This is a genomic window from Pedobacter endophyticus (assembly GCF_015679185.1).
GTDB lineage: Bacteria > Bacteroidota > Bacteroidia > Sphingobacteriales > Sphingobacteriaceae > Pedobacter > Pedobacter endophyticus.
The window spans coordinates 605,226-627,492 of record NZ_CP064939.1 but is presented as its reverse complement, the minus strand read 5'-3'; the positions used below and the strand labels follow the sequence as shown (position 1 = coordinate 627,492).

Here is a 22,267-nt window from a genome sequence, read left to right as displayed (position 1 = left end):
CTATTTCGGAGCCTTTTTCTCTTTATCTAAAACCGTAAAGTATTGCACCAGCCTTTGGCCATTTTCGTCGACCAACGTTAAGGTGTGTTTCCCTGGCGATGGACTTACCGCCAATTGGTGATAATTTGTTGTGGTGGCCACATACTCATTATCGATATGCCAGTAAATTTTTGAACTTTGGTTTCGGTGTGCGGCATTTAAAACTATTTTGCCTCTGCTACCGTCGAGTTCTAACGGAATGTAAACCGTTGCACCGTTTTTAGGATAAATCAGCTCCATCAAAGCATTTGCATCCGAAACATCGCAACCAGGCATAAAGGGAGGCAGGCTTCTGTAATCTCCGTTTTTAATCTTATAATAATATTCCATTGCTGGCGGTAAAATAAACCAGCTTTTATGTTGCATTTTGGTTACGCTTTCGCATTGGTCGGTTACGCGGAGGGTTCCCTCGGCGTTTAAGTGCACAAGTTTATGGAAAGGGCAAACGCTGGTTTTCTCTCCCGAGGTTGGTACAAGTTCATCGATGACATCCACACAGTATTCACCCGCTTTATAACCGCTTTGTTTGCAAACCTTAATGCGCCTGAGCTTTGTAGCCGGCGTTGCAAACCATTTTCCATTAGGCAGTAATTTAAAAATATCAAACAATACCGGCGCTGCAGTTTCAACGCCTACTAATCCGGGCCGACCTTCGCCGTCGGCGTTGCCTACCCAAACGCAAACCACATAATCGGGTGTGACGCCAACTGCCCAGGCATCGCGGAAGCCAAAACTTGTGCCCGTTTTCCACGCTACCCTTTGCGATGACGAAAATTGTTCCCAAAGGCCCTCATCGCCGGGGCGCATCACTTCTTCCATGGCATTAAAGGTGGCCCAAATCGAGCCATGATCTAATAGCGAATTGAGCTGGTAATTTTTGTTTTCCCTTTCGTTTGTTTCAATGTAATTCGCAGCCCGGTAATCATTTGGGTCATACAAGCCTTTGTACCTGTTAAAGTGGTTCAGCGTTCGCACCATGCCCATATAGGTATTGGCCAAATCCCACATTGTAACTTCGCTTCCGCCCAAAATAAGCGATAAACCGTAATGATCTGCAGGTTGGTTTAGCGTTCCTATTCCAAGCTTCTTTAATTTATCGTAAAAGCGCTCGTACTTGTATTGCTGCAGCATTTTAACCGCCGGAATGTTCAATGAACGACTGAGCGCCTTGTCCGCAGAAATTGCACCGTCGTAGCCCAGATCGTAATTCTGTGGCGAATATCCGGCAATCTGGGTTGGAATATCGGGAATAAGGGTATGCGGCAAAATAAATCCATCGTTAAGCATGCTTGCATAAAGCAATGGTTTAAGTGTACTGCCGGGGCTTCGCGGCGCTTTAATCATATCTACATGGCTTTGCAAATCGGCATTTTCGGGTTGATAGCTATTGCCGACATAACTAACCACGGTACCGGTTTTTGCGTTTAAGATGAGGGCAGAAATGTTGTTGATATCATTAGCGCGGTAACGGTTATTGTATCGTTTTAAAATTGCATTTAGCCTGAGCTGAATGTCTTCATCAAGCGTAGATTTTATTCTCGTTGAGGCAACCTGAAGTGTTGTGCGTTCGGCCTTGAAGCGGTTTAACAAGTGCGGCGCATTTTGAGGCAATGGCAATGGCTTCCCCGGGATAGGTTCTAATTTGGATAAGTTTGCCGTTGATTGATCTATGAAATGCAGCGTAACCAATTTATCAAGCAAGTCGTTTCGCTTTTTGATCAGTCGAGGGGCATTTTTACCGGGATGAACGAGCGACGGGCTATTTGGCAGAACGGCTAATGTTGCGGTTTCGCCCCACGACAGGGTGTTGGCTGCCCGTCCGTAATAGCGCCAGCTTGCCGCGTCCAAACCAACAACATTGCTTCCGAAAGGTGCATTTGCGGCATACAATGCCAAAATTTCCTGTTTAGAATATTTGAGTTCTAAACGCAGGGCGAGCAATACTTCGATCGCCTTTTGCCATACTGTTCGGTCTTGTTTTCGCGATAAACGAATCACTTGCATGGTTAAAGTGCTGCCACCGCTCACAATCCCGTTCGCTTTAAGGTTTTGCCGCATGGCTCTGCTCATGGCTAAAAAATCGACGCCAAAGTGGCTGTAAAAGCGCTTATCTTCAAAAGCGATGATGCAATCTCTAAATTTTGCAGGAACAGTATCGACAACTGGAAAACGCCATTGGCCATCGGCGGCAATTGCGGCGCTCAATAAATGCCCGTTACTGGCCTCAACAACGTACGATGTTGGCGTTTTAAATAGCTTACCCTGAAGCAAAAGGAAAAAAACAGCGACTAAAACAAGGCAAGCGATGTCTGCAATCAGAAGTGTTTTCAATACCTTGTTCATGTTGGGCTCATTTATTTGTTTTTCAGCTCCACCCGTTACAGGGGGCGCCTACTAGTTTTAAAGAGAATTGGGCTTAAAACTATAAAAAAAACGCCTCAGTTGAGAAAAAAAGAAGCTTTGCAAAACCTTATTTTTTTTATATTGTTCATTTTAAAAAGAAGATTATGACAACAAACGATACAAAAAAAGCTGTTAAAGGGGGATTAGTGCTTGATGGATTGAAAGCGGTAGGAGACGCAGCGGGCGTAAAGGCAAGCAGGCCAAAAATTAAAAAAGAAATGGAAGTGGGCGTGAGTATAGTAAACCAACTGCTCGAAATGTTATTTACTAAACGCGGTAACAATAACAAAAGAGAGGTGGAGCTAACGGCCCTGGGCTTAATGGCTTTTTATAATGTTTACCGCGGAGTAAGGGAAAGAAAGAAGTCATCGTTGGTAAAAGGCGTTTTCCTGAGCGCAACGTTAGTGGCCAGCCTCGTGGCTTATGCAAAGCTGCACAACCAACAAGCAAGGTACAAAAAACTGGCCATGCGCTAAGTAGTTTTTATAAAGAACGAAATACAGCACCAACCAAAACGGCGAATGGAGCTTGCGGTGCGCAGGTTCCTGTGATAAATAGGTAAGGGATTCTTCGGGATGCTCAGCATGACATTTATTCTTGCTGTCATCCTGAACGCAGTGAGGCTGATATTGAAAATTTTTTTTTGGAATGCTGTATTTAACTTAAATTTGCTGGTGCTCAATAAAGCGAAATTAGTTATCGACAGCAAGCTGGAATGGAGATCAGGGAAATAAAGGAACAGGCATTGGTTTCGGAAGTGGCCGAGAACGAGGTGCTTACCGTAGCCTTTTACCGGAAGGAGACCGTTTGGCACAGAAACTGGAAGCTGGCTTTCCCCGAGTCGTTCAGAGAAGTTGGCTTTAGGGATGTACATAAAGGCGATTTTCATCGTGCCGACATATTCACGCCTTCCGGGCACACCATCGAATTTCAGAACTCACCCATTAATTTGGCGGAACTGCGGAGCAGAGAAGCGTTTTATCCCAACCTGATCTGGGTTTTGAACGGCAAAAAATTTAAGGGCTTCAAAATTTTAAAGCACCTGCCTGATATCGACGACCCGAGACTGAAAGATTATGAGTTTCGCAGCGCTGATCATCTCTCATTAGTGAGAAAATGTGATGTTTTAAGCGGAAAACAACCCCTGAAAGTGCTTAATTTTTATCACCCTGAACTAAAGGACATCAAATTCAGTTCAAATTATTACTCTTTTTGCTGGAAAAATTCGCATAGTGTTTGGTACGAGGCTACTGTACCCATAATTATCGATTTGGGCGGCCATTTCCTGTACGAATTAAAGACAAGGCATCAATTGTCTGGCGATTATTACTACCTAAAACTACTTCATCGCAAAACATTTATCTATCGTTATACTCCACCTGAATACTAATTTCGTATTTTCGGCCCAAATACCTACGCAACTACAGGCGTGGAGCTAACCATTTACTTTACCAAAAACGCTAAATAAACACTCAAAATGTATAACTGTGTAATTATCGACGATGATCAATTAAGTATTGACATATTAAAAACACTGATTAGCCAACATCCCGCCATGAGCACGTTGGCAACTTATACTAACCCGGCAAGGGCTATAAATGAAATGTTGGTTGGGGAAGAGATTGATTTCTTGTTCCTTGACATACAAATGGAAATCTCGGGCATAGATGTTGCCAGAAAACTACGGGATAAGGTGCGGTACCTCATTTTTGTAACCGCATACGAGCGGTACGCCATCGACGCTTTTAAGGTTCACGGCGATAAATTTTTGCTCAAGCCCATTACACCAGAGAAGTTCTCGCTGGCAATTGATCAAATTTTGATGAAGGAAAGGAGATAACGGCATTTTAGCGCATAAAAAAATCCCAGCGGAGCTGAGATTTTTTATGCGCAGTGTATATTATTTCATACTGTCATCAATTTTATTAATTGTGGTCAGGTGACCCTGAACAATCGGAGCGGTTTTGCTGGCGAAGGCCTTAAGGTCGGCGTCTTTTCCGTCTCTCGCTTCATCTTCCATTAATTTTAAAGTCGATTTATGACCGCTCACCATCGCATCAACATAGGCCTTATCAAAATCGGCACCAGTTTTTTTGCTTAAATCATCCATTTTCTTTTTGTGCTCCTCATCAACAGTGCTCGGAAGCGTAATGTTTTTTTGCTGAGCAAGTGTCATCAATTCGGTATTTGCCATTCCGTGGTCTTTAACCATCATACTGGCAAAATCTTTTACTTGTTGGCTAGTGCCTTTTTCAAGCGCTAATTTGCCTAGTTCTACTTCGGCCATTCCGCTTACGGCGGCCTCAGTTGCAAATTTCGAGTCGCCCTCATCTACCGCAATACCACCGGTTGAGGCTGTGCTCGATGAGGTATCTTTAGCCATATTTAAACTGTCGGCAGTTTCCTTGGCGTCTTTATTGCCTCCGTTACATGCCTGAAATGTTAGCGCCGATAATGAAACGGCCATTACATAAATTAACTTTTTCATATTTATTGGTTTTTGTTATATTAAGGGAAACAACACCAATTTGAAATAGTTTTTAAATGATTAAAACGGACGGTGTGCAGTTAAGGTACCCATCAAGCGCCAGCGATTAACGGTCATCCTCAGAGGTAAGTTTTAGAAAAACAGAGGAGTTAAGGTAACAGGTTTCAATGCTGTCATTCTGAGTTTTAATTTTTGTTAAAAAAAATCAATATGGTATGACGTTCTTTTTTAGAAGAATGCTCCTAAAAAGGCTCGTCATTTCGAGCGCAGCCGAGAAATCTTTATGCAAGGTTCAAAGATTTCTCCACTTCGGTCGAAATGACGATTTTTAGATTGTTTCGAAAAACGTTAATGGTAGCATAGCGAAGACCGCGGAGCAGCTACGAAGCAAATCTCCAAGCTATGAAACGCAGAACGCCAAAACCCCAGCACTAAAAAAGGGTGCTCTGTGTGGGCAAGGATGCGATGACCTGATTAATTGCTTTGAATTTTTGCTCTTTTTGATTTAGTTTCTGCTTTTTCGGGAAGCTGGATTGATAAAATTAAATCGATGCTTTCTGAATTGGTTTCATAATCAGCAGCAATTTTCTCCCACTTTTTCAATTCGGCTTGCAGGGCTTCAATTTCTTTACCTAAGGATTCTATTTTATTTTGGATCGATTTTCTAACGTTTGTATTTGCCATAGCCACAAAATTACTACATGGCTTTCACTTCTTTAAAGTGTGCAATGGCAAAAAATGGAAATAAAACCGTTAGTTACTGATAACCAATAGCTTTTAATGCGTTATTTTTTTTCCACAAAGATTTCTTAGGTGAGCACAGCGTTGCACTTAAAAATACTTATCGAGGCTTAAACCGTAGGTTAGGTTTAAATTTTCGCTGTTTGTAATGTTTAACCTGTTGTAAGTTAATGTTGTGGTAAAGCTCAGCCATTTACGAAGCTTAAGGTTTAATGAGGTGTTCGACCGGATGATATGATCGCCTTTTCTGCTGAACGAATTTTGAAGGAAATGATTTCCATCTAATGTTAACCACTCCCGCACATCGAAATGATATTGCAACCGGAGCGAATTGCGGTACGTGTGGTAACTTTCGCCCACAATAAGGCTACTCTGATCAAAAAGAACCCCGTCGCTGATGTTTACATAAATGTGCTCGCGATCAACAACGCTGTAAGCCAGGCCCACCCCGGCCAGCAATTGGTTTTTCAGCTTTAGCGAGTAACTGGTATTGTAGTTGGCGAGGCCCCAATAATAAAAATGCGGAAATGTTTTGTAAAGGTTAAAGTTGAGCGTGGTAGAAAAATCGTTGTTGCTCAAAATGTTGTTTTGCTTGCCGTAAAGCCAGGCTGATGATGAGTTTAAAACAATGCTTTTCTTCTTAAGGCCAAAGTTTAGGGCATTGTTGAGCAAATAGGCCCGTTCGTTGTTGGCCCTATTAATTGAGCCGCCCGAAGTAACAAGCAGATGGTAATTTGTGGTATCGTTGTATTGTGAAAAGGCATTTACCTGCGAAATGACGAAAACAAAAATCAGCAAAATTCTCATAAAGCTTTAACACTTTAATTTGTTGCTATGTTTGGCAGCAGCCGACATAATCCCTGGCGTCAGTTCTTTTCAAACCATTTCGGAATTTCAATCAGGTTTCGATCGTAAATAATTTTGTCATCTTCATCTTTGTAGCCCGCAGAAATAAAATCGACCTTGGGGATATCTTCAGCAACATCCTGCTTAAACTGGTAAGCATCGATTAAGAGATAATGATGGAGCTTTTTTTGCTCTTCCTTGTTTTCTGCCAGCAAAATCAACACTTTATCGCCGGTATTTAATGTTCTGATATGCGTTCCTGTTATTTTCATCACCTGTATTGTTGTTGGTTCGATTGATTTAATTCAAATTATGCCTAAGCAAAACATTCGATGTTTTTTTAATGTTTTAGCTAAAAACGGAATTATGGAAGAACAAAAAACACCAGCTAAGCAGGATACACAGCCAGGTATTGAAGCAGAGATGAATCCGGCACCTGAAGTCATAAAATCAACTTATAAAGGATCGGAAAAGCTTTCGGGTAAGGTGGCCCTTATTACGGGCGGCGACAGCGGCATCGGCAGGGCAGTGGCTGTTCACTTTGCCAGAGAAGGTGCCGACATTGCTATTGTGTATTTAGATGAAGATGTGGATGCGAACGCCACCAAAGAAATGGTTGAGAATGAAGGACAGAGTTGCCTGTTGATTAAGGGCGATGTAAAAGACCCCGAATTTTGTAAAGGCGCAGTTGAACGTGTGGTTGAAGAATTTGGCAAAATAAACATCCTTGTAAACAATGCAGGCATGCAGGTGCCACAAAAAGATCCAAAGAAAATAGACGACAAGCAGCTGGAAGATACGTTTAGGACGAACATTTTTGGCTATTTTTATTTTGCGCACGAGGCGCTTGAGCATTTTACAACTGGTGATGTAATTATTAATACCACCTCGGTAACGGCCTATCGCTCTTCGCCCAACCTGATCGATTATTCATCGACAAAAGGCGCCATTACCTCATTTACGCGATCGCTTGCAACCAACCTGGCTAAAAAGGGCATCAGGGTAAACGCGGTTGCACCGGGCCCGGTATGGACACCGCTAATTGTTTCGACGTTTGATGAGGAAAAAATTAAGTCGTTTGGTACCGAAACGGCAATGGAACGAGCAGGTCAACCCTCTGAATTAGGTCCTGCCTACGTTTTTCTGGCGTCTGAAGACTCATCGTACATCACAGGCCAGGTAATTCACGTAAACGGAGGCGATATTGTTAACGGCTAAATTTTATATATTGCCGAAAATTAAGGGCAACATATAATGATAAGACCGGGTGCTGACGATTGGCGTTTTAAGCTTCATGAAATTATTTACGAAACGCATACGCCTGCAGGCAAGGCTTTCGATGTAAGCTTGTTAATTGCCATTTTCGCGAGTATTACGGTGGTGATGCTCGATAGTGTTGCAAGCATACATCAACATTATGGCGGGCTTTTTCACATTACAGAGTGGGTTTTTACGGTACTTTTTACCATAGAATATATTTTGCGGTTAATTTGCATCCGCAGGCCCATAAAGTATGTAATAAGTCCGCTTGGCATTATCGATTTTGTTGCACTTATTCCATCGTATTTAAGTATATTATTTATTGGCGCACAATCGTTACTTGTTTTCAGGGCGCTTCGTTTATTACGGGTATTCAGGATTTTTAAGCTTGGTCAGTTTTTAACCGAGATCAATTTTTTAACTCAGGCGCTTAAAAACAGCTTTCGCAAAATCAGTATTTTTCTGCTTACGGTGTTAACCATTACGGTAATTTTAGGGTCGATCATGTACCTGGTTGAGCAGCGGGAGAACGGTTTCTCAAACATTCCTGAAAGTATTTACTGGGCAATTGTTACCATAACAACCGTTGGCTACGGCGATATATCGCCCATTACACCGTTGGGCAAATTTGTAGCCTCCGTTGTCATGCTAATCGGTTATGCAATTATTGCGGTGCCAACAGGTATTTTAACGCACGACATTGCGATTGCCGCCAGCAAGAAAAAGGAGCTGCAGGAAGCCTGCCCGAGTTGCGGCCGAGAGGGGCACGAAAGCGATGCGATGTTTTGCAAGTTTTGCGGGTCGTCGTTATTTAGATAGGCGAGCGACGAGGCAAGCGCAAAAAAAAGTCAGGTTTTATTCAACCTGACTTTTTTGTAATTGTTACCTCATTATAACATTTCACTATCATCTTCTTCGTAGGCGTTAGGATCTTTGTCCAATTCTTCCACATCCGATTCGTTGTAATCATCATCTTCGTTCAAATCCACATCCAAATCATCATCGTCGTCTTCATCCTCATCATCCGGTCCAAGCTGATCGTTTAAGGCAGTACCTTCACCATCTGCATACTGTATTTCATCTGAGGTGTACTGGTCATCTTCTTCTGGTGCGTGGCCATCAGCTGCATTTCCTTCTGAGCGTCCGACCTGGAATTGATCAACGTTGCTGATCTCTTCTTCTGGTTGATTATTTTCTTGATTTTCCATAGTAGTGTTTTAATAGAAGAACAAGGCATTCTCGAAATAGGTTTTAACAAAAATTATTTATAAAGCCTGAGTAATGGTTTTGGAATAACAAAAACTTTTGGCGTTTATTGCGGTTGTACTTTCAGTAATAATCAAAAGTAAACACCGATGAATTTTTATATAAGAACAACTTTAAGAGCGGGCATTGCATTGGCTTTATCTGCTTTTGCTTTCAGCGACAATGCCTTTGCAAATGGGCGGGTTAACGGTAGCGCCAGCTATCAAACGGATAGCCTTACCAATGAGGTTTTGTTACGGCGGGCATCATCAATCACCACAAAACAGCTGCTGGCTGCCAACCTTGCGATTGAAAAAGGAGGTGCGAGAGCCAAGAAAATCGGCAGAACGATGGTGCTTCAACTCTCGAAGGTGAATGAAGAAATTAGAACGCTGGCCAAAAGCAAGAATGTTGCACTGCCGATGAGCAGCCCCAACGAAGGCCAGCGCCCTGATGGGAGGGTAGATGCAACGCCTGAGAACCTTAAAGATACAACCAGAAATAAGACTGGCGGCGGTGAGGCCGGAAACACAGGTCAATCAGTAACTGCAGCCAACGAAGCTGGTGATGTAGCGTTGCTGAAATCGATAGACAATTTGAAAAAACTTTCGGGAACGGCGTTCGATGAGGCTTACTTAAATATGATTGCGCTCGATAGGCAGAACGCTTTACCGTTGCTACAAAACGCCTCCAAATCGTCGGATACCGCAGTCAGGAAATTTGCGGCAAAGTATCTTACCATTTTGAAAAAGCCAGTTAAACAATTGTATTAAATAAGCGGTGGGCTGACTCCGCCAATATACGTCACATTTGTGTTTCGGTACTGGATTTTGGTAATTTCTAAATAGCTTTCGCTTTATAATCTAAATCGATTTACTATTTTAGACGATCGATAATGATCGAATTACCTAACCTATCCGAACACAAATGAAAAAAAACCTTTTACTTGTCTTTCTCCTCTTGCAATCGGCCATGCTTTTTGCTGCAACAATCGACCTTTCATCGCCCGATAAAAGGATTAAAGTTGCAATAAACGTTAAAGACCGCATTAGTTATGGCGTTACCTTTAATGGAAACCCGTTCATCGCCGAATCCTATTTACAACTCAATCTGAGTAACGAAAAGTTGGGCGCCAACGCAAAGCTGCTCAAAAAAACTTTGTCAACAGTAAACGTAAATTCCAATCCGGTTGTTCCATTAAAAAATGCAACGGTAAATAATCACTATAATTTATTGCGCCTGGATTTTAAGGGTAATTTTAGCGTTGAATTTCGTGCCTACAATGATGGGATTGCCTATCGTTTTATCACCAATAGACAAGATTCGATAACGGTTACTAATGAAGATGTTCACATTGGATTTAGTGATCCGGTAAAAGCGTCCTATCTCGAAACTGGTAGCTTCAAAACGTCTTACGAGATTCTTTACCGTCAGAACGAACTTGGAAAATTGAATAAGGAAAAGATGAGCGTTCTGCCCATTCTTTTTGATAATGGCAAATATAAAGCGCTCTTATCTGAAGCAGATTTATACGATTATCCTTGCCTGTTTGTAAAAGCGTCAGACGATAAAACAATAAATGCTGTATTTCCAAAAGTTCCTCTGGCATTTGGTGAGGACGGAGACAGAAGCCAGAAAATTTTAAAGGAGGGTGATTATATCGCCCGGACTTCGGGTAAGCGATCCTTTCCGTGGCGCTTTATGGTGATTACTGATCAGGATGCACAGCTCGCCGCCAATCAAATGGTTTATAAACTCAGCACGCCAAACCAGCTGAAAGATGTAAATTGGATAAAGCCGGGTCAGGTAACCTGGGAGTGGTGGCATAATGCTTACGTTTACGGTGTAGATTTTAAATCGGGATATAATCAGGATACCTACAAATACTATATCGACTTTGCGTCGAAATTTGGTATTCCCTATATTATTATGGATGAGGGATGGGCAAAAACTACACTGAACCCGTTTGAGCCGAATCCAACAATCAACCTGCAGGAGCTCATTGCTTACGGAAAACAAAAGAACGTAAAAATTGTACTTTGGTTTACCTGGCTGGCGGTTGAAAACAACTTCAACATTTTCGAAACGTTGGAGAAATGGGGAATAGCGGGAATGAAAATCGATTTTATGGACAGGAGCGACCAGTGGATGGTAAATTATTATACCCGCGTGGCTAAGGAAGCTGCAAAGCACCACATTCTTGTCGATTTTCATGGTGCATTTAAGCCGGCGGGATTGGAAGTGGCCTATCCCAATGTACTTTCGTACGAAGGGGTGATCGGGATGGAACAAAACATTGGCGGCGGCTTGGCTACGCCCAACAACAATCTCTTTTTGCCATTCCTTCGAAATGCAGTTGGCGCAATGGATTATACGCCCGGCGCTATGCGTTCGGCACATAAGCAAGATTATAAGCCAAGTTGGGTAAACACCATGAGTATTGGCACGCGGGCGCACCAGCTGGCAATGTATATCGTTTTTGAAAGTGGATTTCAAATGCTGGCCGATAATCCCTTTAACTACCTCAAGGAACCTGAAACTACTGCTTTTATAACGAGCATACCAGTAACCTGGGATGAAACAAAAGTTTTAGATGCCCGGGTGGGCGAATACATCGTAACGGCCAAGCGCAAGGGCGAAAAGTGGTTTATTGGCGCAATGGGCAACGATCAAAAACACGACCTGAAAGTGAAAACCGACTTTTTGAAACCTAATGTAAATTATAAAATTACGTTGATAAAAGATGGTATTAATGCCGACTTTCAGGCCATGGATTTTAAAAGAATCGAACAATCGCTTAAAGCGGGTTCAACGCTCGATATTAACATGGTTAAGGATGGCGGTTTCGCCGCCGTTATTGAGCCTGTTAATTAAGCTTATTGCAATTTATAATTAAACGACTACATTGGGGAAGCGGTTCCTCGGTGTAGTCGTTTTTTTTTTTGGGATTAGGGCGGCAATTATAAGTTGTTAGATAAAGCCGTAAAACTTGTTCTTTTACACGCACGAACAACGTACAATCATACATCTTTCCGCCATTAAACTTCCACCAATCTCACTGCACCGGTCCATTCATCTTTATTACAATTTTCGCACCTTACATTCTCATCATTAGTGTGCTCGGCCTTCCTGTTTCCACAATAATTGCACACCATCACATCCGTTATCGCATGAACTTCGTCACTGAATTGTGTATCCCATTCAGGCAATACTGATAAGCCCGGTTGTGGATCGGGATTGTTTACGAAACTGAAAAAACCACCAGCCTCAAAATACAAGCGGCTCACCAAGCCCAAATGGCTGATTCCCTGAGAGCGCAATTGAGCAAACACACGGGCCCTGCTTATTCGCGTGGCCACCATTGTTTTAACATTTAGCACACCATCCTTAACTATTATATCAAATTTATCCTGGGTAATGGATTCAAACTTCCGGTCAACTGCGGCTCTCCGGGCGATAACCATCTGGTAGGTAATAATCACGGCTGCTATAACAATCGCAGGTAGCAACCCGCGTTCCGGGCTCATTAAAGGTACGCCAATAGCAGCGGCTAAGGAGGCAACCGCCGCCATTTCGTTTCTGCTCAGTTGCGACGACATTCGCTTGCCCATTAACCGCATCGAAACCATCAACAAAAGGTAAACAACCGAAATCCGCAGTATCACCTCCATATAAAAGTGATAGGGCACATCGCCAAACAATATCCGGTGAAGATCACCAAGTTTAATTTCGTACTCTCTCATGATAATTTAGAAATAACAGCGTTAGTCCAGTGTTTAGAACCACAGTTCTTACAGTTGTTTTGCGCCTCATCGTGGGTTGAAGCACGGTTTCCACAATCGAAACAAACCATGGAGCCGGCAATGTCCGAAAATTGTTTTTCAGCAGTTTCTTCGCCAATCGGTAGGAGCGAAAGTCCGGGCCGGGGTTTCGGGTATTTAAAGATAGAAAACAATCCCGACGCCTCCAGATATACACGCCTTACCTCGCCAAGGTTGTAAATATTTTGACATCTTAGTTCCGCTGCTAATTGTTCTCTCGAAATCTTCATCCGTGCAAGTTGGGTCGCGGCAATCACACCATCCTGAACCAACAGGCTTTCCTTACCTTGCGTAAACCGTTCAATTTTGTTGTATTTAACAGCAAAATAGTTGAGGCCACGCTGAAATACAACCGCACAAACCAGCACCAATAAACCCTGTAATAGTCCTCGCTCCGGAATTTGCATTGGCACCGAAATGATCGCACCAAGCGTAAGCATAACCGCTAGTTCAGAGATCGTTAGCTGGCCGCCCATCCGCTTGCCAAGAAACCGCAAAGTGATTAATAAAAGAATGTAAACTATAACCGTTCTTACCAGTACCTCAATCAAAAATTCGGCAGGAACCATCCCGAAAAGGATTCTGTGCCAGTCTCCCCAGTGTATTTCTTCTTGTTTCATAATGAATAATGCAGTGAAAATAAAGTTACATTGTTACCGCTAATCGATTAATAATTACCGCCTCCGGCTTAATGTGGCTAACCGACTCGAGTAGTTTGGCCAGATACTGTTGCTTAACCACGCCGTTTAATTCAATGCTATTCGTATCTATCTTTCCAGTGGCCCGGGGATATTCGGCCAAAACGCTATCGAGCTGTTGTTTTAGGATATAATTTGTGTTTAACTCAACCGGGCCGATCATCATCTTATCGTCGATTTTTTTGATTAGATGAATCGTAGAAAGCTTCTGTTTTACCATCATTCTCGATTTCTCGGTAGGACAAATGCCCCATAGCGTAACGTTTCTATTGTACACCGTAAATTGAACTCCCGCGAAGCTTGCGTCTTCCTTTGCCTTTAGCACCAAATCCGCTTTAATCTGTTGATCTCGCTTGTAAGGGCTACAAGCAGCGGTAATGCTCAATAATGCAATTGCCAAATACAGTTTCAGTGAGCAGGCATGTTTTATTGCTTTCATTTTCGAATTAAAGATCTTTTTTATTCATTAAACACATTGGGAACTGCTGAGCGCTTCCAAATTTCTTAGTTTCTTAAACTTTTAATTAGTTGCGACTGTTTTTTCGATATAGTTACGATTAAAACAATTGCAAAACGGCCGCGGTTTTTCGTAACAAAAAAATAACCCAGAACTTCAGTACCTAGCCATAAAAAAACACATCCAAAATCAGTAACCGATATGAAACTGAAAGATCCGATACTAAACATTCTCAAAAAGAACTACGAACCATCTGCCATGATCGAGCAGAAATTTGGACGATACGATTTAAGCATAAAAACTGACATTGAGGGGAGGCCCATTTTGTTGTTTATGGGCAAAAAGGACGAAAATGGCTTCGTTCGTGGCGAGCGGTACGCCAGAACCCTGAAGTTTAATTCCGCCGGAAGCATCATTAAAGACCATTGGGAGCACAAAGGCAAAGCTACGCCGTAAGTGTCGAACCAAGCCCCCACCACGCTGATCTATTTTGAGCCAGACTAAAACAAAAGGCAGCGATTCTTCATCGCTGCCCCTCACTTTCGATATTAGTCTGCCGCCTACAAAAGCTTCGAAATTCCGTTCGTAGGTACGTGCCATCTCAATGTTGAAATTTTCCCCTTTACGGAGTTGGCTCCATCCATTTTTCGATCGTCAGCTGGCATTGCCTGTGGAGCATTGCTAACCTCATTCAGCCAACTTGCCTCCTTACCATCTTTTCCGTTAAGTTCCTGTTTATCATCGCCGCGGTTGTCAGTACCGACTTGCTCTGCTATGGACATCCGATCCCTTCGAGCAAGCTTCCTTTGCTGTTCCATAATCTTTTTTTAATATAAACCACCCGGTTTGCCCACTTGTTTAGCGTACTTAATTTTTAGGTATTTGTTCCGCGTAAAAAAACGTACCTGCGTATTTACCGAAATAAAAAAAAGGTAGTGCCAATACAAACTGCCTCGTTAAACTCTTGTTATTAGATAACGATCCCTTTGGAAGAAAAGAATACAACATTATAATATGGATACACACAACGATGCGCAATGGTGGAAAGGAACAATCATCTATCAAATCTATCCACGATCATTTAAAGACAGTAATGGCGATGGAGTGGGCGACTTGAACGGAGTAATTGAAAAGCTCGATTATCTTCAACATTTAGGAATTGAAACCATTTGGATCTCACCAATCTACCCGTCGCCAATGGCCGATTTTGGCTACGATATCTCAGACTATTGCGGTGTAGACGCTCTTTTCGGTACCCTCGAAGATTTTGATAGGCTGATGAACGAGGTGCACAACCGGGGCATGAAACTGCTTCTCGATTTTGTGCCCAATCACTCCTCAAATCTCCATCCATGGTTTCTCGAGTCCAGGTCGTCAAAAGACAATCCCAAACGTTCATGGTACATCTGGAAGGATGCTGCACCCGATGGTGGGCCGCCCAACAACTGGTTGGCCATGTTCGGCGGAAGCGCCTGGCAATGGGATGAAACCACCAGTCAGTATTACTATCACGGTTTCCTTAGCGAACAACCCGACCTTAATTGGCGAAACGAAGCGGTACAAGAAGCCATGCTAAACGTAATGCGATTTTGGCTCGATAAGGGCGTAGACGGTTTTAGGGTAGATGTGATTTGGCATATGGTTAAAGATGAACTGCTTCGCGATAATCCTGTCAATCCTGATTATACCCCCGAAATGGCAACTTACAACCAGCTACTGCCGGTGTTTTCGACCGACCAGCCTGAAGTTCATCGAATTATAAACAAAATGCGCACCCTGTTAGATCATTATAAAGACAAGGTAATGATCGGCGAAATTTACCTGCCCATACAGCGATTAATGGCCTATTACGGGCAGGACGACAGTGGAGCACACATGCCCTTTAACTTTACCCTGCTCGAAACACCATGGGATGCTAAGGCCATTGGCTTAGCGATAGACCAATACGAAGGAGCGCTACCCGCGGGTGGCTGGCCCAACTGGGTTTTAGGAAATCACGATCAACACCGCGTGCTAAGCAGAGTTGGCGCCGCACAAGCCAGGGTGGCCGCGGTTTTATTGCTTACATTAAGGGGAACACCCACAATGTATTACGGCGACGAGATCGGAATGAGCGATGTGAAAATACCACCGAATGAAATCCGTGACCCGCAGGGATTAAATATGCCCGAAAAGGGCCTCAGCCGCGATCCTGCTCGTACGCCAATGCAATGGGATGGCACTACTTTTGGCGGATTCAGTACCTGTCAGCCATGGCTCAGGCTTGCCGAAGATCACAAAGACAACAACGTAGCCAGCCAAATGGCTTACCCCCAATCAATGTTAAACCTGTACCGCAAACTGATTGCTTTAAGGCAGAGTTCGCCATCTTTAAAATATGGAATTTATCGCCCAGTGCTGGCAAACAGCCAACTTTTGGCTTATATCAGGCAAGCAGAAAACGCTCCCGGCTACTTGATTATCCTCAATCTGAGCGATAGTCCTGCGCCATTTTTGCCTCCGGTTAACCTATCAGGCGAAATCATATTTTCTACAAACGATGCCGGGGTCGGCGAATTTTTAACACAAGGTTTCGAAATGGGAGCAAACGATGCCACAATTGTTGAGATAAAAGAAAGGCCATAGCGATGGAAACAGGGATATATTACGAAGACCAGCACTGTTTGTTCCGTGTTTGGGCACCAGAAAGGGAGCGGGTACGACTAAAGATTGTGCACCCGTTTATGGGAGAGTTTCAAATGGTCAAGGTAGACGGCGGTTATCATCAATTGGAGTTCGACGATATTCCCGGCGGTACCCGATACCTGTTTAGTGTTGACGGCGGCGAAAAGTTTCTGCCCGACCCAGCTTCCCATTTTCAACCCGAGGGCGTCCACGCCGAATCAGAAATAGTGGATCATGAAAGTTTCGATTGGCACGATCGTTTTTGGAAAGGCATTTGTTTTGATAAGTTGGTTTTTTACGAGCTGCATGTGGGTACCTTTACCAACGAAGGCACTTTCGAAGCCATCATTCCACGGCTTGATCAACTTGTTGACCTGGGCATTAATGCAATTGAGCTGATGCCTGTTACACAGTTTTCGGGAACGCGTAATTGGGGTTACGACGGTGTTTACCCTTATGCCGTACAAAACAGTTACGGCGGGCCAATTGGGCTTAAAAAACTCGTAAATGCCTGCCACGAAAAAGGTATCGCCGTGTTTTTAGATGTGGTTTACAACCATTTGGGGCCAGAGGGAAACTATTTGAAAGAATTTGGCCCATACTTTAGCAAGAAATATTGTACCCCCTGGGGAGAGGCGATCAACTTCGACGGAGAATGGAGCGACGGCGTTTCTGCGTTCGTTGTCGATAACATGCAGCATTGGTTTGAGCACTACCACATCGATGGCTTGCGGTGCGATGCAATCCACGAAATTTACGATGCCAGCGCAGTACATTTGTGGGAAAAGGCGCATTGCAGATTAAAAACGCTAATGGAAAAACACGGCCGGCTGATTCATCTGGTTGCCGAAAGCGACTCCAATAACCCAAGGGTGGTAATGCCCGTTGAGTTGGGCGGAATGGGTTTTCGGGCGCAGTGGCTTGATGATTTTCAACACGCCTTATACGTATTGATCGATCCCGAAGGCGCAAGCCGTTATTCAGACTTTGGCTCGATTGGTCAGCTTGCCAAAGCTTTCCGCGATGGTTTTGTACACAGCGGCGAATTTGTCAACTTCAGGAAAAAACGGCACGGCGCATCTTCTGCAGGCATTTCACCGGATCATTTTGTGGTTTTTAACGAAAATCACGACCAAACGGGCAATCGGGTGCAAGGGAAAAGAATGGCCTCCTTTCTCGATCCCCAACGCTTAAAACTTGCAGCGGCGGTGTGCATACTTTCACCCTATGTGCCCATGCTGTTTATGGGTGAAGAATATGGCGAAACCGCCCCGTTCCAGTATTTCGTCGATCATAGCGATCCTACTTTATTAGAAGCCATCAGAGCGGGGAGAAAAGCAGAATTTGAGCGCCTGAACGGTAACGAGGAACCGGCCGACCCAAAATCGTTGCAAACATTTTTACAAAGTAAACTCGATTGGAAATTACGCCAAAGCGAGCAAGGCAGCGATTTACTGGCATGGCACAGAAAGTTGATTGCGTTGAGGAAATCCCTTCCGGCTTTACAGAGTAAAAACAGGCAAAATCTGCAAACAAATATCCTAAGTGATGCGGTGCTTGAAGTGGTTAGATTTAGCGATGATGGAAAACAAACCATAACCTGCGTATTCAATATTTCGGCCACAGAAAACGAATATCCCATTGGGAAGAAATTTGCCGCTTTTGATACGATTCTGTCTTCTAATGGCAATGTCGATGGAAAGCAGGGGCGGAGTGTCTCGCCCGACGAGTTACTTCATCTGGCGCCGTGGAGCGTCTCTGTGTTGTGCTAACGCTGGATTGAAAATCCAGAGCTATCGGAGTCAGGATTAGAAATCCAGCGGGTGTGGACACACCTTATCGAACTCAAATTAACAAAATCAGAAGCGGTTTAATAGCTGTTGAGTTTTGATAAAAGTGCCTCCACGGGCATTTAAAAGTACCTCGGAGGACTAATTTGGTGCTCCGAGGACTAATTTGCTGCTCCGAGCACTAAATTAGTGCTCCAAGATAGAAAAAGGTATCTCCGAGATAGAAAGAAGCATCTTTTAGATAGAAAAAGGTATCTCCGAGATACAAAGAAGTATCTTTTAGATAGATTAATGTATCTCCGAGAGCTGTGTTGGTCGAGATTTGTAATCTCGTCCTGGCTAGAACTAGATTTTAAATCCAGAGCTATGGAAGTCAGAGCTAAGTGAGTCACAATTACAAATCCTGACTAGCTCGGATGCTGGGCGAGATTTCTAATCTCGCCCTAATTAATACTGGATTTCTAATCCAGAGCTGACTGGAGTTAGAATTACAAACCCTGCCTAGCTAGGGGCAGCTAGCGCGAATGCTGGCGAGATTTCCAATCTCGCCCTAATTAAAACTGGATTTGAAATCCAGGGCTAGAGCAGTCGGGATTGGAAATCCCCGACTAGCGGTTGTAACAATGCTGGGTTGCGACAATGCTGGTCGAGATTTCCAATCTTGCCCTATTTGAAACTGGATTTGAAATCCAGAGCTAAGGGAGTCACAATTACAAATCCTATCTAATGAGAGGATTAGAAATCCTGATTAGCGGGAGTTAAACTGGGCGAATTTGAAATAGAAAGAACTTTCTTTTTTTTAAGCTGTTTTTTAGAAAGAATGTTCCCGATTTATCTAATCCCTAAAATTCGAGATATGAGAAAGAGACTTTTGCTAGCGATCATGTTTTTGGCGCCATTTTACCTGTTTGCACAAACGCCGTCAAAAAAACAAAACAAGAAAAAAATGGATACCACAGCGAAGCGTACCGCTGTTCCAAAACCAGAAAAATATGACCCCAACGCCACGCAATGGCCAAAAAAAGACAGCCTAAAAACAATTGAAAACCGCAACGATTCATTAAAAAGGAAAAGCAAATCTGGTAGAACAAAGAAACGGAATGGCAATTGACTCTCTGTTTTATAAAAATGCATTACTGTATTTAAATTCTAATAAAATTACAGACCACCAAATTGATGTTTTGTTCCAAGCCTATGACTATTAAATTTATGACCATTCTGCTGGCCGGCCGCCGATCAGCTTTCCTATATTCGTTTTTACTATCATTATCACTTTTCGGATGTAAACAAAAACCCGAAGTAAAAGAAACGCCAATCCCCGATAGGTGGTATCGCAACAGCATTATTTACAACCTCGATGTAGACAGCTATCAGGATAGTGACGGCGATGGAATAGGCGATTTTAAGGGGCTCATTTCAAGACTTCCTTATCTCGAATCGCTAGGGGTAAAAGTAATTTGGCTCTCGCCGTTTCAACCCACACCAGATCGGGATGACGGCTATGATGTGAGCGATTATTATGGCATTGACAAACGACTGGGCTCGATGGAAGACTTTGAGCGTTTTATGAAAGCCGCAAACGCACATGATATTAAGATTGTAATGGACATGGTGCTGAACCACACCTCTATCGATCACCCATGGTTTCAGGCAGCCCGGGCAGATAGCAGCGGAAAACTGCGTTCCCGCTATGTATGGAGCAATACGCAACCAAAAGATTACGACAAGGGCATGGCATTTGAAGGGGTACAAACAGAAACGTGGACTTATGATGAGATCGCAAAGCGCTATTATTTTCATCGGTTTTACGATTTTCAACCCGATTTAAACTACAGAAACAAGGCCGTTCAGTTAGAGGCAATTAAAATTTTAGCGTACTGGACAAAAAAGGGCATTTTAGGATTCCGGCTCGATGCTGTACCCTTTATTATTGATGTACCTGAAGATGGGGCCGACAAGCCATCGCATTTGTATGGCGTACTCGATTCGCTGGTTAGGGGTGCAAAGCAAGCAAATCCCGAGGTTTTACTTTTGGGCGAGGCCAATGTTGAGACGAAGGAAAACGTTGCATACTTTGGCACAAAAGGCGAACGACTTTCGATGATGTTTAATTTTTATGCCAATCAGTTTCTGTTTTATTCACTTTCGAAAGAAGAACCATCGAGTTTTGTAAAGGCATTAGAAGATACCCGAAGTAAACCAGGAGCATCGCAATGGGCATTCTTTTTACGAAATCACGATGAAATCGACCTCGGGCGGCTAAGCAAAAGGCAGCGTGAAACCGTTTACGATGATATGGGGCCCGAACCCAATATGCAACTTTACAACCGCGGAATAAGAAGAAGACTGGCACCGATGCTCCACAACGATGCCAAACTGAAGATGGCTTACAGCCTGCTTTATTCGTTGCCCGGAACGCCCGTAATTCGCTCGGGCGAGGAAATCGGAATGGGCGACGACCTGACGTTAAGAGAGCGACTTTCGGTACGCACGCCGATGCAGTGGGATACCACGGCCAACGCAGGATTTACAACCGCCAAAAAGGCGTTTCGTCAGGTGATTTCCCTCGGCGATTACGGCTATAAGAAAATTAATGTGCAGCTGGAACAAAAAGACAGTGGTTCGATCTTGAACCACATAAAAAAAGTAATTGACCTGCGGAAGAAATGTCCCGAAATTGGCACTTCTACGTGGACCTCAATCGCTACCGGAGATAGGCATGTAATGGGCCTCGAATATCAGCCAGGTTCAGGGCGACTAATTGTCTTGCATAACTTTTCTGCCGAACCAGCCCAGGTAAATTTGGCATTATCTGCAAAAGCTACTGATCTGTATAACAACAAATCACTTGCTGCCGGAAAGCAAACTATTCAGTTGGTGCCTTATGGTGCCGCCTGGATAAGAGAAGATTAATATAATAACGTGTTTTGCATGCATTAACGATAGGGGGCTGTCTCAAAGACTTTTGCGTTCTGCGTTTCATCGCTTGGAATGCTTCCGTGAAGCATCTTACGGTGTGGACACATCTCGTTTTGTGCGCCGTCATTCCCGCGCAGGCGGGAATCTTAATGCTGGGCGCCCAATTTATTGCGCATTAGGATCCCTCCCGAAGCTTCGGGAAGGATGACGACCGTTCTTAGAAAACGCCATAAAATGTGTTGTCATCCGATAGCTATCGGATTTGATGATTTCAGCTCGTAAAACGATATTTCAAAAATGTGTCCACACGATAGGAAAAGTCGGGATAGGTTCTCCTCGAGGAGAGAGAAAGAAAAGGCTGTGCTTTTAACCCAAACGTTAATAGGGAGAGGTAATAAAAAACAATCCAAAATCGTCATCCGACAGCTATCAGATTCGACCGAAGTGCTCCATAGGAGCTCCTTCGGAGGAGAAACCTTTGAACCTTGGATCGAGATTTAGCTTCGCTGAGCACTCGTGGTTCTCGGCTACGCTCGAAATCTCTTAGGAGTATCTACCAAATAACAACGTCACTCATGTTGATTTGTATGCAATAAATTACTCCTCAGAACGACAGCGTTAAACCAGTCATTAACCGGACGAATGTCCACGGCAAGCTCAACGTGACAAATCGGGATCGAACAAAGCTTCTAATCGGCTAAACGTCATCGCTATCAACCTCGTTGCCTTCTTCATCAATCTGCATGTGCTCATCCCAATTATCATCAGCCGAATTTTCGTCCTGATTCGATTCATCTGGCATTTCAATTTCCTCGTTTGCTTTTTCCGGTTGTTCTTCTTTTGGGTCTATCATAATTTTAAGGTTTTAATTCCTCATAAAAACACCCTTAAGCGGC

The 22,267-nt window shown here is 43.5% G+C and carries 23 protein-coding genes; 12 read left to right on the top strand and 11 right to left on the bottom strand.

What is annotated here, in order from left to right:
- Window positions 1–2,382, bottom strand: coding sequence for a penicillin-binding protein 1C (gene pbpC, locus IZT61_RS02615; protein WP_196099648.1), 2,382 nt, complete (start codon window positions 2,380–2,382; stop codon window positions 1–3).
- Between the two features lie 164 nt (window positions 2,383–2,546).
- Between pbpC and IZT61_RS02610 the strand changes: the two genes are divergently transcribed.
- The 3 genes from IZT61_RS02610 (at window position 2,547) to IZT61_RS02600 (ending at window position 4,282) form a co-directional block, all read left to right on the top strand.
- Window positions 2,547–2,918 carry a hypothetical protein gene (locus tag IZT61_RS02610; protein ID WP_196099647.1) on the top strand — a complete coding sequence of 124 codons (372 nt, stop codon included), beginning with the start codon at window positions 2,547–2,549 and terminating at the stop codon, window positions 2,916–2,918.
- A 239-nt stretch (window positions 2,919–3,157) separates the two neighbouring features.
- The gene (locus IZT61_RS02605) at window positions 3,158–3,832 is read left to right on the top strand and encodes a competence protein CoiA family protein (RefSeq protein WP_230383824.1); all 675 of its coding nucleotides are present in this window, start codon (window positions 3,158–3,160) and stop codon (window positions 3,830–3,832) included.
- 87 nt (window positions 3,833–3,919) lie between these two features.
- Window positions 3,920–4,282 (top strand): LytR/AlgR family response regulator transcription factor, encoded by a 363-nt coding sequence (locus IZT61_RS02600; protein ID WP_196099646.1) that lies wholly within the window; start codon window positions 3,920–3,922, stop codon window positions 4,280–4,282.
- A 60-nt stretch (window positions 4,283–4,342) separates the two neighbouring features.
- Here IZT61_RS02600 and IZT61_RS02595 read toward each other — a convergent pair whose 3' ends face one another.
- The 4 genes from IZT61_RS02595 to IZT61_RS02580 form a co-directional block, all read right to left on the bottom strand.
- Window positions 4,343–4,930 (bottom strand): DUF4142 domain-containing protein, encoded by a 588-nt coding sequence (locus IZT61_RS02595; RefSeq protein ID WP_196099645.1) that lies wholly within the window; start codon window positions 4,928–4,930, stop codon window positions 4,343–4,345.
- A 474-nt stretch (window positions 4,931–5,404) separates the two neighbouring features.
- Entirely contained in the window at window positions 5,405–5,614 is a 210-nt protein-coding gene (locus tag IZT61_RS02590; RefSeq protein ID WP_196099644.1) for a hypothetical protein, read from the bottom strand.
- A gap of 147 nt (window positions 5,615–5,761) precedes the next feature.
- Window positions 5,762–6,478 carry a DUF481 domain-containing protein gene (locus tag IZT61_RS02585; protein ID WP_196099643.1) on the bottom strand — a complete coding sequence of 239 codons (717 nt, stop codon included), beginning with the start codon at window positions 6,476–6,478 and terminating at the stop codon, window positions 5,762–5,764.
- A gap of 59 nt (window positions 6,479–6,537) precedes the next feature.
- Window positions 6,538–6,789 carry a hypothetical protein gene (locus IZT61_RS02580; protein ID WP_196099642.1) on the bottom strand — a complete coding sequence of 84 codons (252 nt, stop codon included), beginning with the start codon at window positions 6,787–6,789 and terminating at the stop codon, window positions 6,538–6,540.
- Between the two features lie 94 nt (window positions 6,790–6,883).
- On the opposite strand from IZT61_RS02580, the gene IZT61_RS02575 reads away from it, so the two are divergent.
- Together IZT61_RS02575 and IZT61_RS02570 are read left to right on the top strand one after the other, a co-directional pair.
- Entirely contained in the window at window positions 6,884–7,735 is an 852-nt protein-coding gene (locus IZT61_RS02575) for an SDR family oxidoreductase (protein ID WP_196099641.1), read from the top strand.
- Between the two features lie 36 nt (window positions 7,736–7,771).
- Window positions 7,772–8,596: an ion transporter gene (locus tag IZT61_RS02570; RefSeq protein WP_196099640.1), complete on the top strand. Its 825-nt coding sequence runs from the start codon at window positions 7,772–7,774 to the stop codon at window positions 8,594–8,596.
- A gap of 71 nt (window positions 8,597–8,667) precedes the next feature.
- On the opposite strand, the gene IZT61_RS02565 is transcribed toward IZT61_RS02570, so the two are convergent.
- Window positions 8,668–8,985, bottom strand: coding sequence for a hypothetical protein (locus IZT61_RS02565; RefSeq protein WP_196099639.1), 318 nt, complete (start codon window positions 8,983–8,985; stop codon window positions 8,668–8,670).
- A 147-nt stretch (window positions 8,986–9,132) separates the two neighbouring features.
- Here IZT61_RS02565 and IZT61_RS02560 point away from each other — a divergent pair, with 147 nt between their 5' ends.
- Both IZT61_RS02560 and IZT61_RS02555 read left to right on the top strand, forming a co-directional pair.
- Window positions 9,133–9,795, top strand: coding sequence for a DUF4142 domain-containing protein (locus IZT61_RS02560; protein WP_196099638.1), 663 nt, complete (start codon window positions 9,133–9,135; stop codon window positions 9,793–9,795).
- A gap of 154 nt (window positions 9,796–9,949) precedes the next feature.
- On the top strand, window positions 9,950–11,896 hold the full coding sequence (locus IZT61_RS02555; protein WP_196099637.1) for a glycoside hydrolase family 97 protein: 1,947 nt from the start codon (window positions 9,950–9,952) through the stop codon (window positions 11,894–11,896).
- Between the two features lie 164 nt (window positions 11,897–12,060).
- Here IZT61_RS02555 and IZT61_RS02550 read toward each other — a convergent pair whose 3' ends face one another.
- Genes IZT61_RS02550 through IZT61_RS02540 form a run of 3 tightly spaced genes read right to left on the bottom strand, consistent with a single transcriptional unit; the run spans window position 12,061 to window position 13,980 of the window.
- Window positions 12,061–12,765, bottom strand: a complete 705-nt coding sequence (locus tag IZT61_RS02550) for a DUF421 domain-containing protein (RefSeq protein WP_196099636.1) — start codon at window positions 12,763–12,765, stop codon at window positions 12,061–12,063.
- A complete protein-coding gene (locus tag IZT61_RS02545; RefSeq protein ID WP_196099635.1) occupies window positions 12,762–13,463 on the bottom strand; it encodes a DUF421 domain-containing protein in 702 nt (233 codons plus the stop codon). The genes IZT61_RS02550 and IZT61_RS02545 overlap by 4 nt, the downstream gene beginning before the upstream one ends.
- Before the next feature lie 25 nt (window positions 13,464–13,488).
- Entirely contained in the window at window positions 13,489–13,980 is a 492-nt protein-coding gene (locus tag IZT61_RS02540; RefSeq protein ID WP_196099634.1) for a BON domain-containing protein, read from the bottom strand.
- Between the two features lie 219 nt (window positions 13,981–14,199).
- On the opposite strand from IZT61_RS02540, the gene IZT61_RS02535 reads away from it, so the two are divergent.
- A complete protein-coding gene (locus IZT61_RS02535) occupies window positions 14,200–14,454 on the top strand; it encodes a hypothetical protein (protein WP_196099633.1) in 255 nt (84 codons plus the stop codon).
- 104 nt (window positions 14,455–14,558) lie between these two features.
- On the opposite strand, the gene IZT61_RS02530 is transcribed toward IZT61_RS02535, so the two are convergent.
- Window positions 14,559–14,816, bottom strand: coding sequence for a hypothetical protein (locus IZT61_RS02530; RefSeq protein WP_196099632.1), 258 nt, complete (start codon window positions 14,814–14,816; stop codon window positions 14,559–14,561).
- Window positions 14,817–15,012: 196 nt separating this feature from the next.
- Here IZT61_RS02530 and IZT61_RS02525 point away from each other — a divergent pair, with 196 nt between their 5' ends.
- The 4 genes from IZT61_RS02525 (at window position 15,013) to IZT61_RS02510 (ending at window position 21,365) form a co-directional block, all read left to right on the top strand.
- Window positions 15,013–16,623, top strand: coding sequence for an alpha-amylase family glycosyl hydrolase (locus tag IZT61_RS02525; protein WP_196099631.1), 1,611 nt, complete (start codon window positions 15,013–15,015; stop codon window positions 16,621–16,623).
- 2 nt (window positions 16,624–16,625) lie between these two features.
- On the top strand, window positions 16,626–18,434 hold the full coding sequence (gene treZ / locus IZT61_RS02520; protein ID WP_196099630.1) for a malto-oligosyltrehalose trehalohydrolase: 1,809 nt from the start codon (window positions 16,626–16,628) through the stop codon (window positions 18,432–18,434).
- An 874-nt stretch (window positions 18,435–19,308) separates the two neighbouring features.
- Window positions 19,309–19,563 carry a hypothetical protein gene (locus IZT61_RS02515; RefSeq protein WP_196099629.1) on the top strand — a complete coding sequence of 85 codons (255 nt, stop codon included), beginning with the start codon at window positions 19,309–19,311 and terminating at the stop codon, window positions 19,561–19,563.
- An 83-nt stretch (window positions 19,564–19,646) separates the two neighbouring features.
- A complete protein-coding gene (locus IZT61_RS02510) occupies window positions 19,647–21,365 on the top strand; it encodes an alpha-amylase family protein (protein WP_196099628.1) in 1,719 nt (572 codons plus the stop codon).
- 703 nt (window positions 21,366–22,068) lie between these two features.
- Here IZT61_RS02510 and IZT61_RS02505 read toward each other — a convergent pair.
- A complete protein-coding gene (locus IZT61_RS02505; RefSeq protein ID WP_196099627.1) occupies window positions 22,069–22,224 on the bottom strand; it encodes a hypothetical protein in 156 nt (51 codons plus the stop codon).
- Window positions 22,225–22,267: the final 43 nt, after the last annotated feature.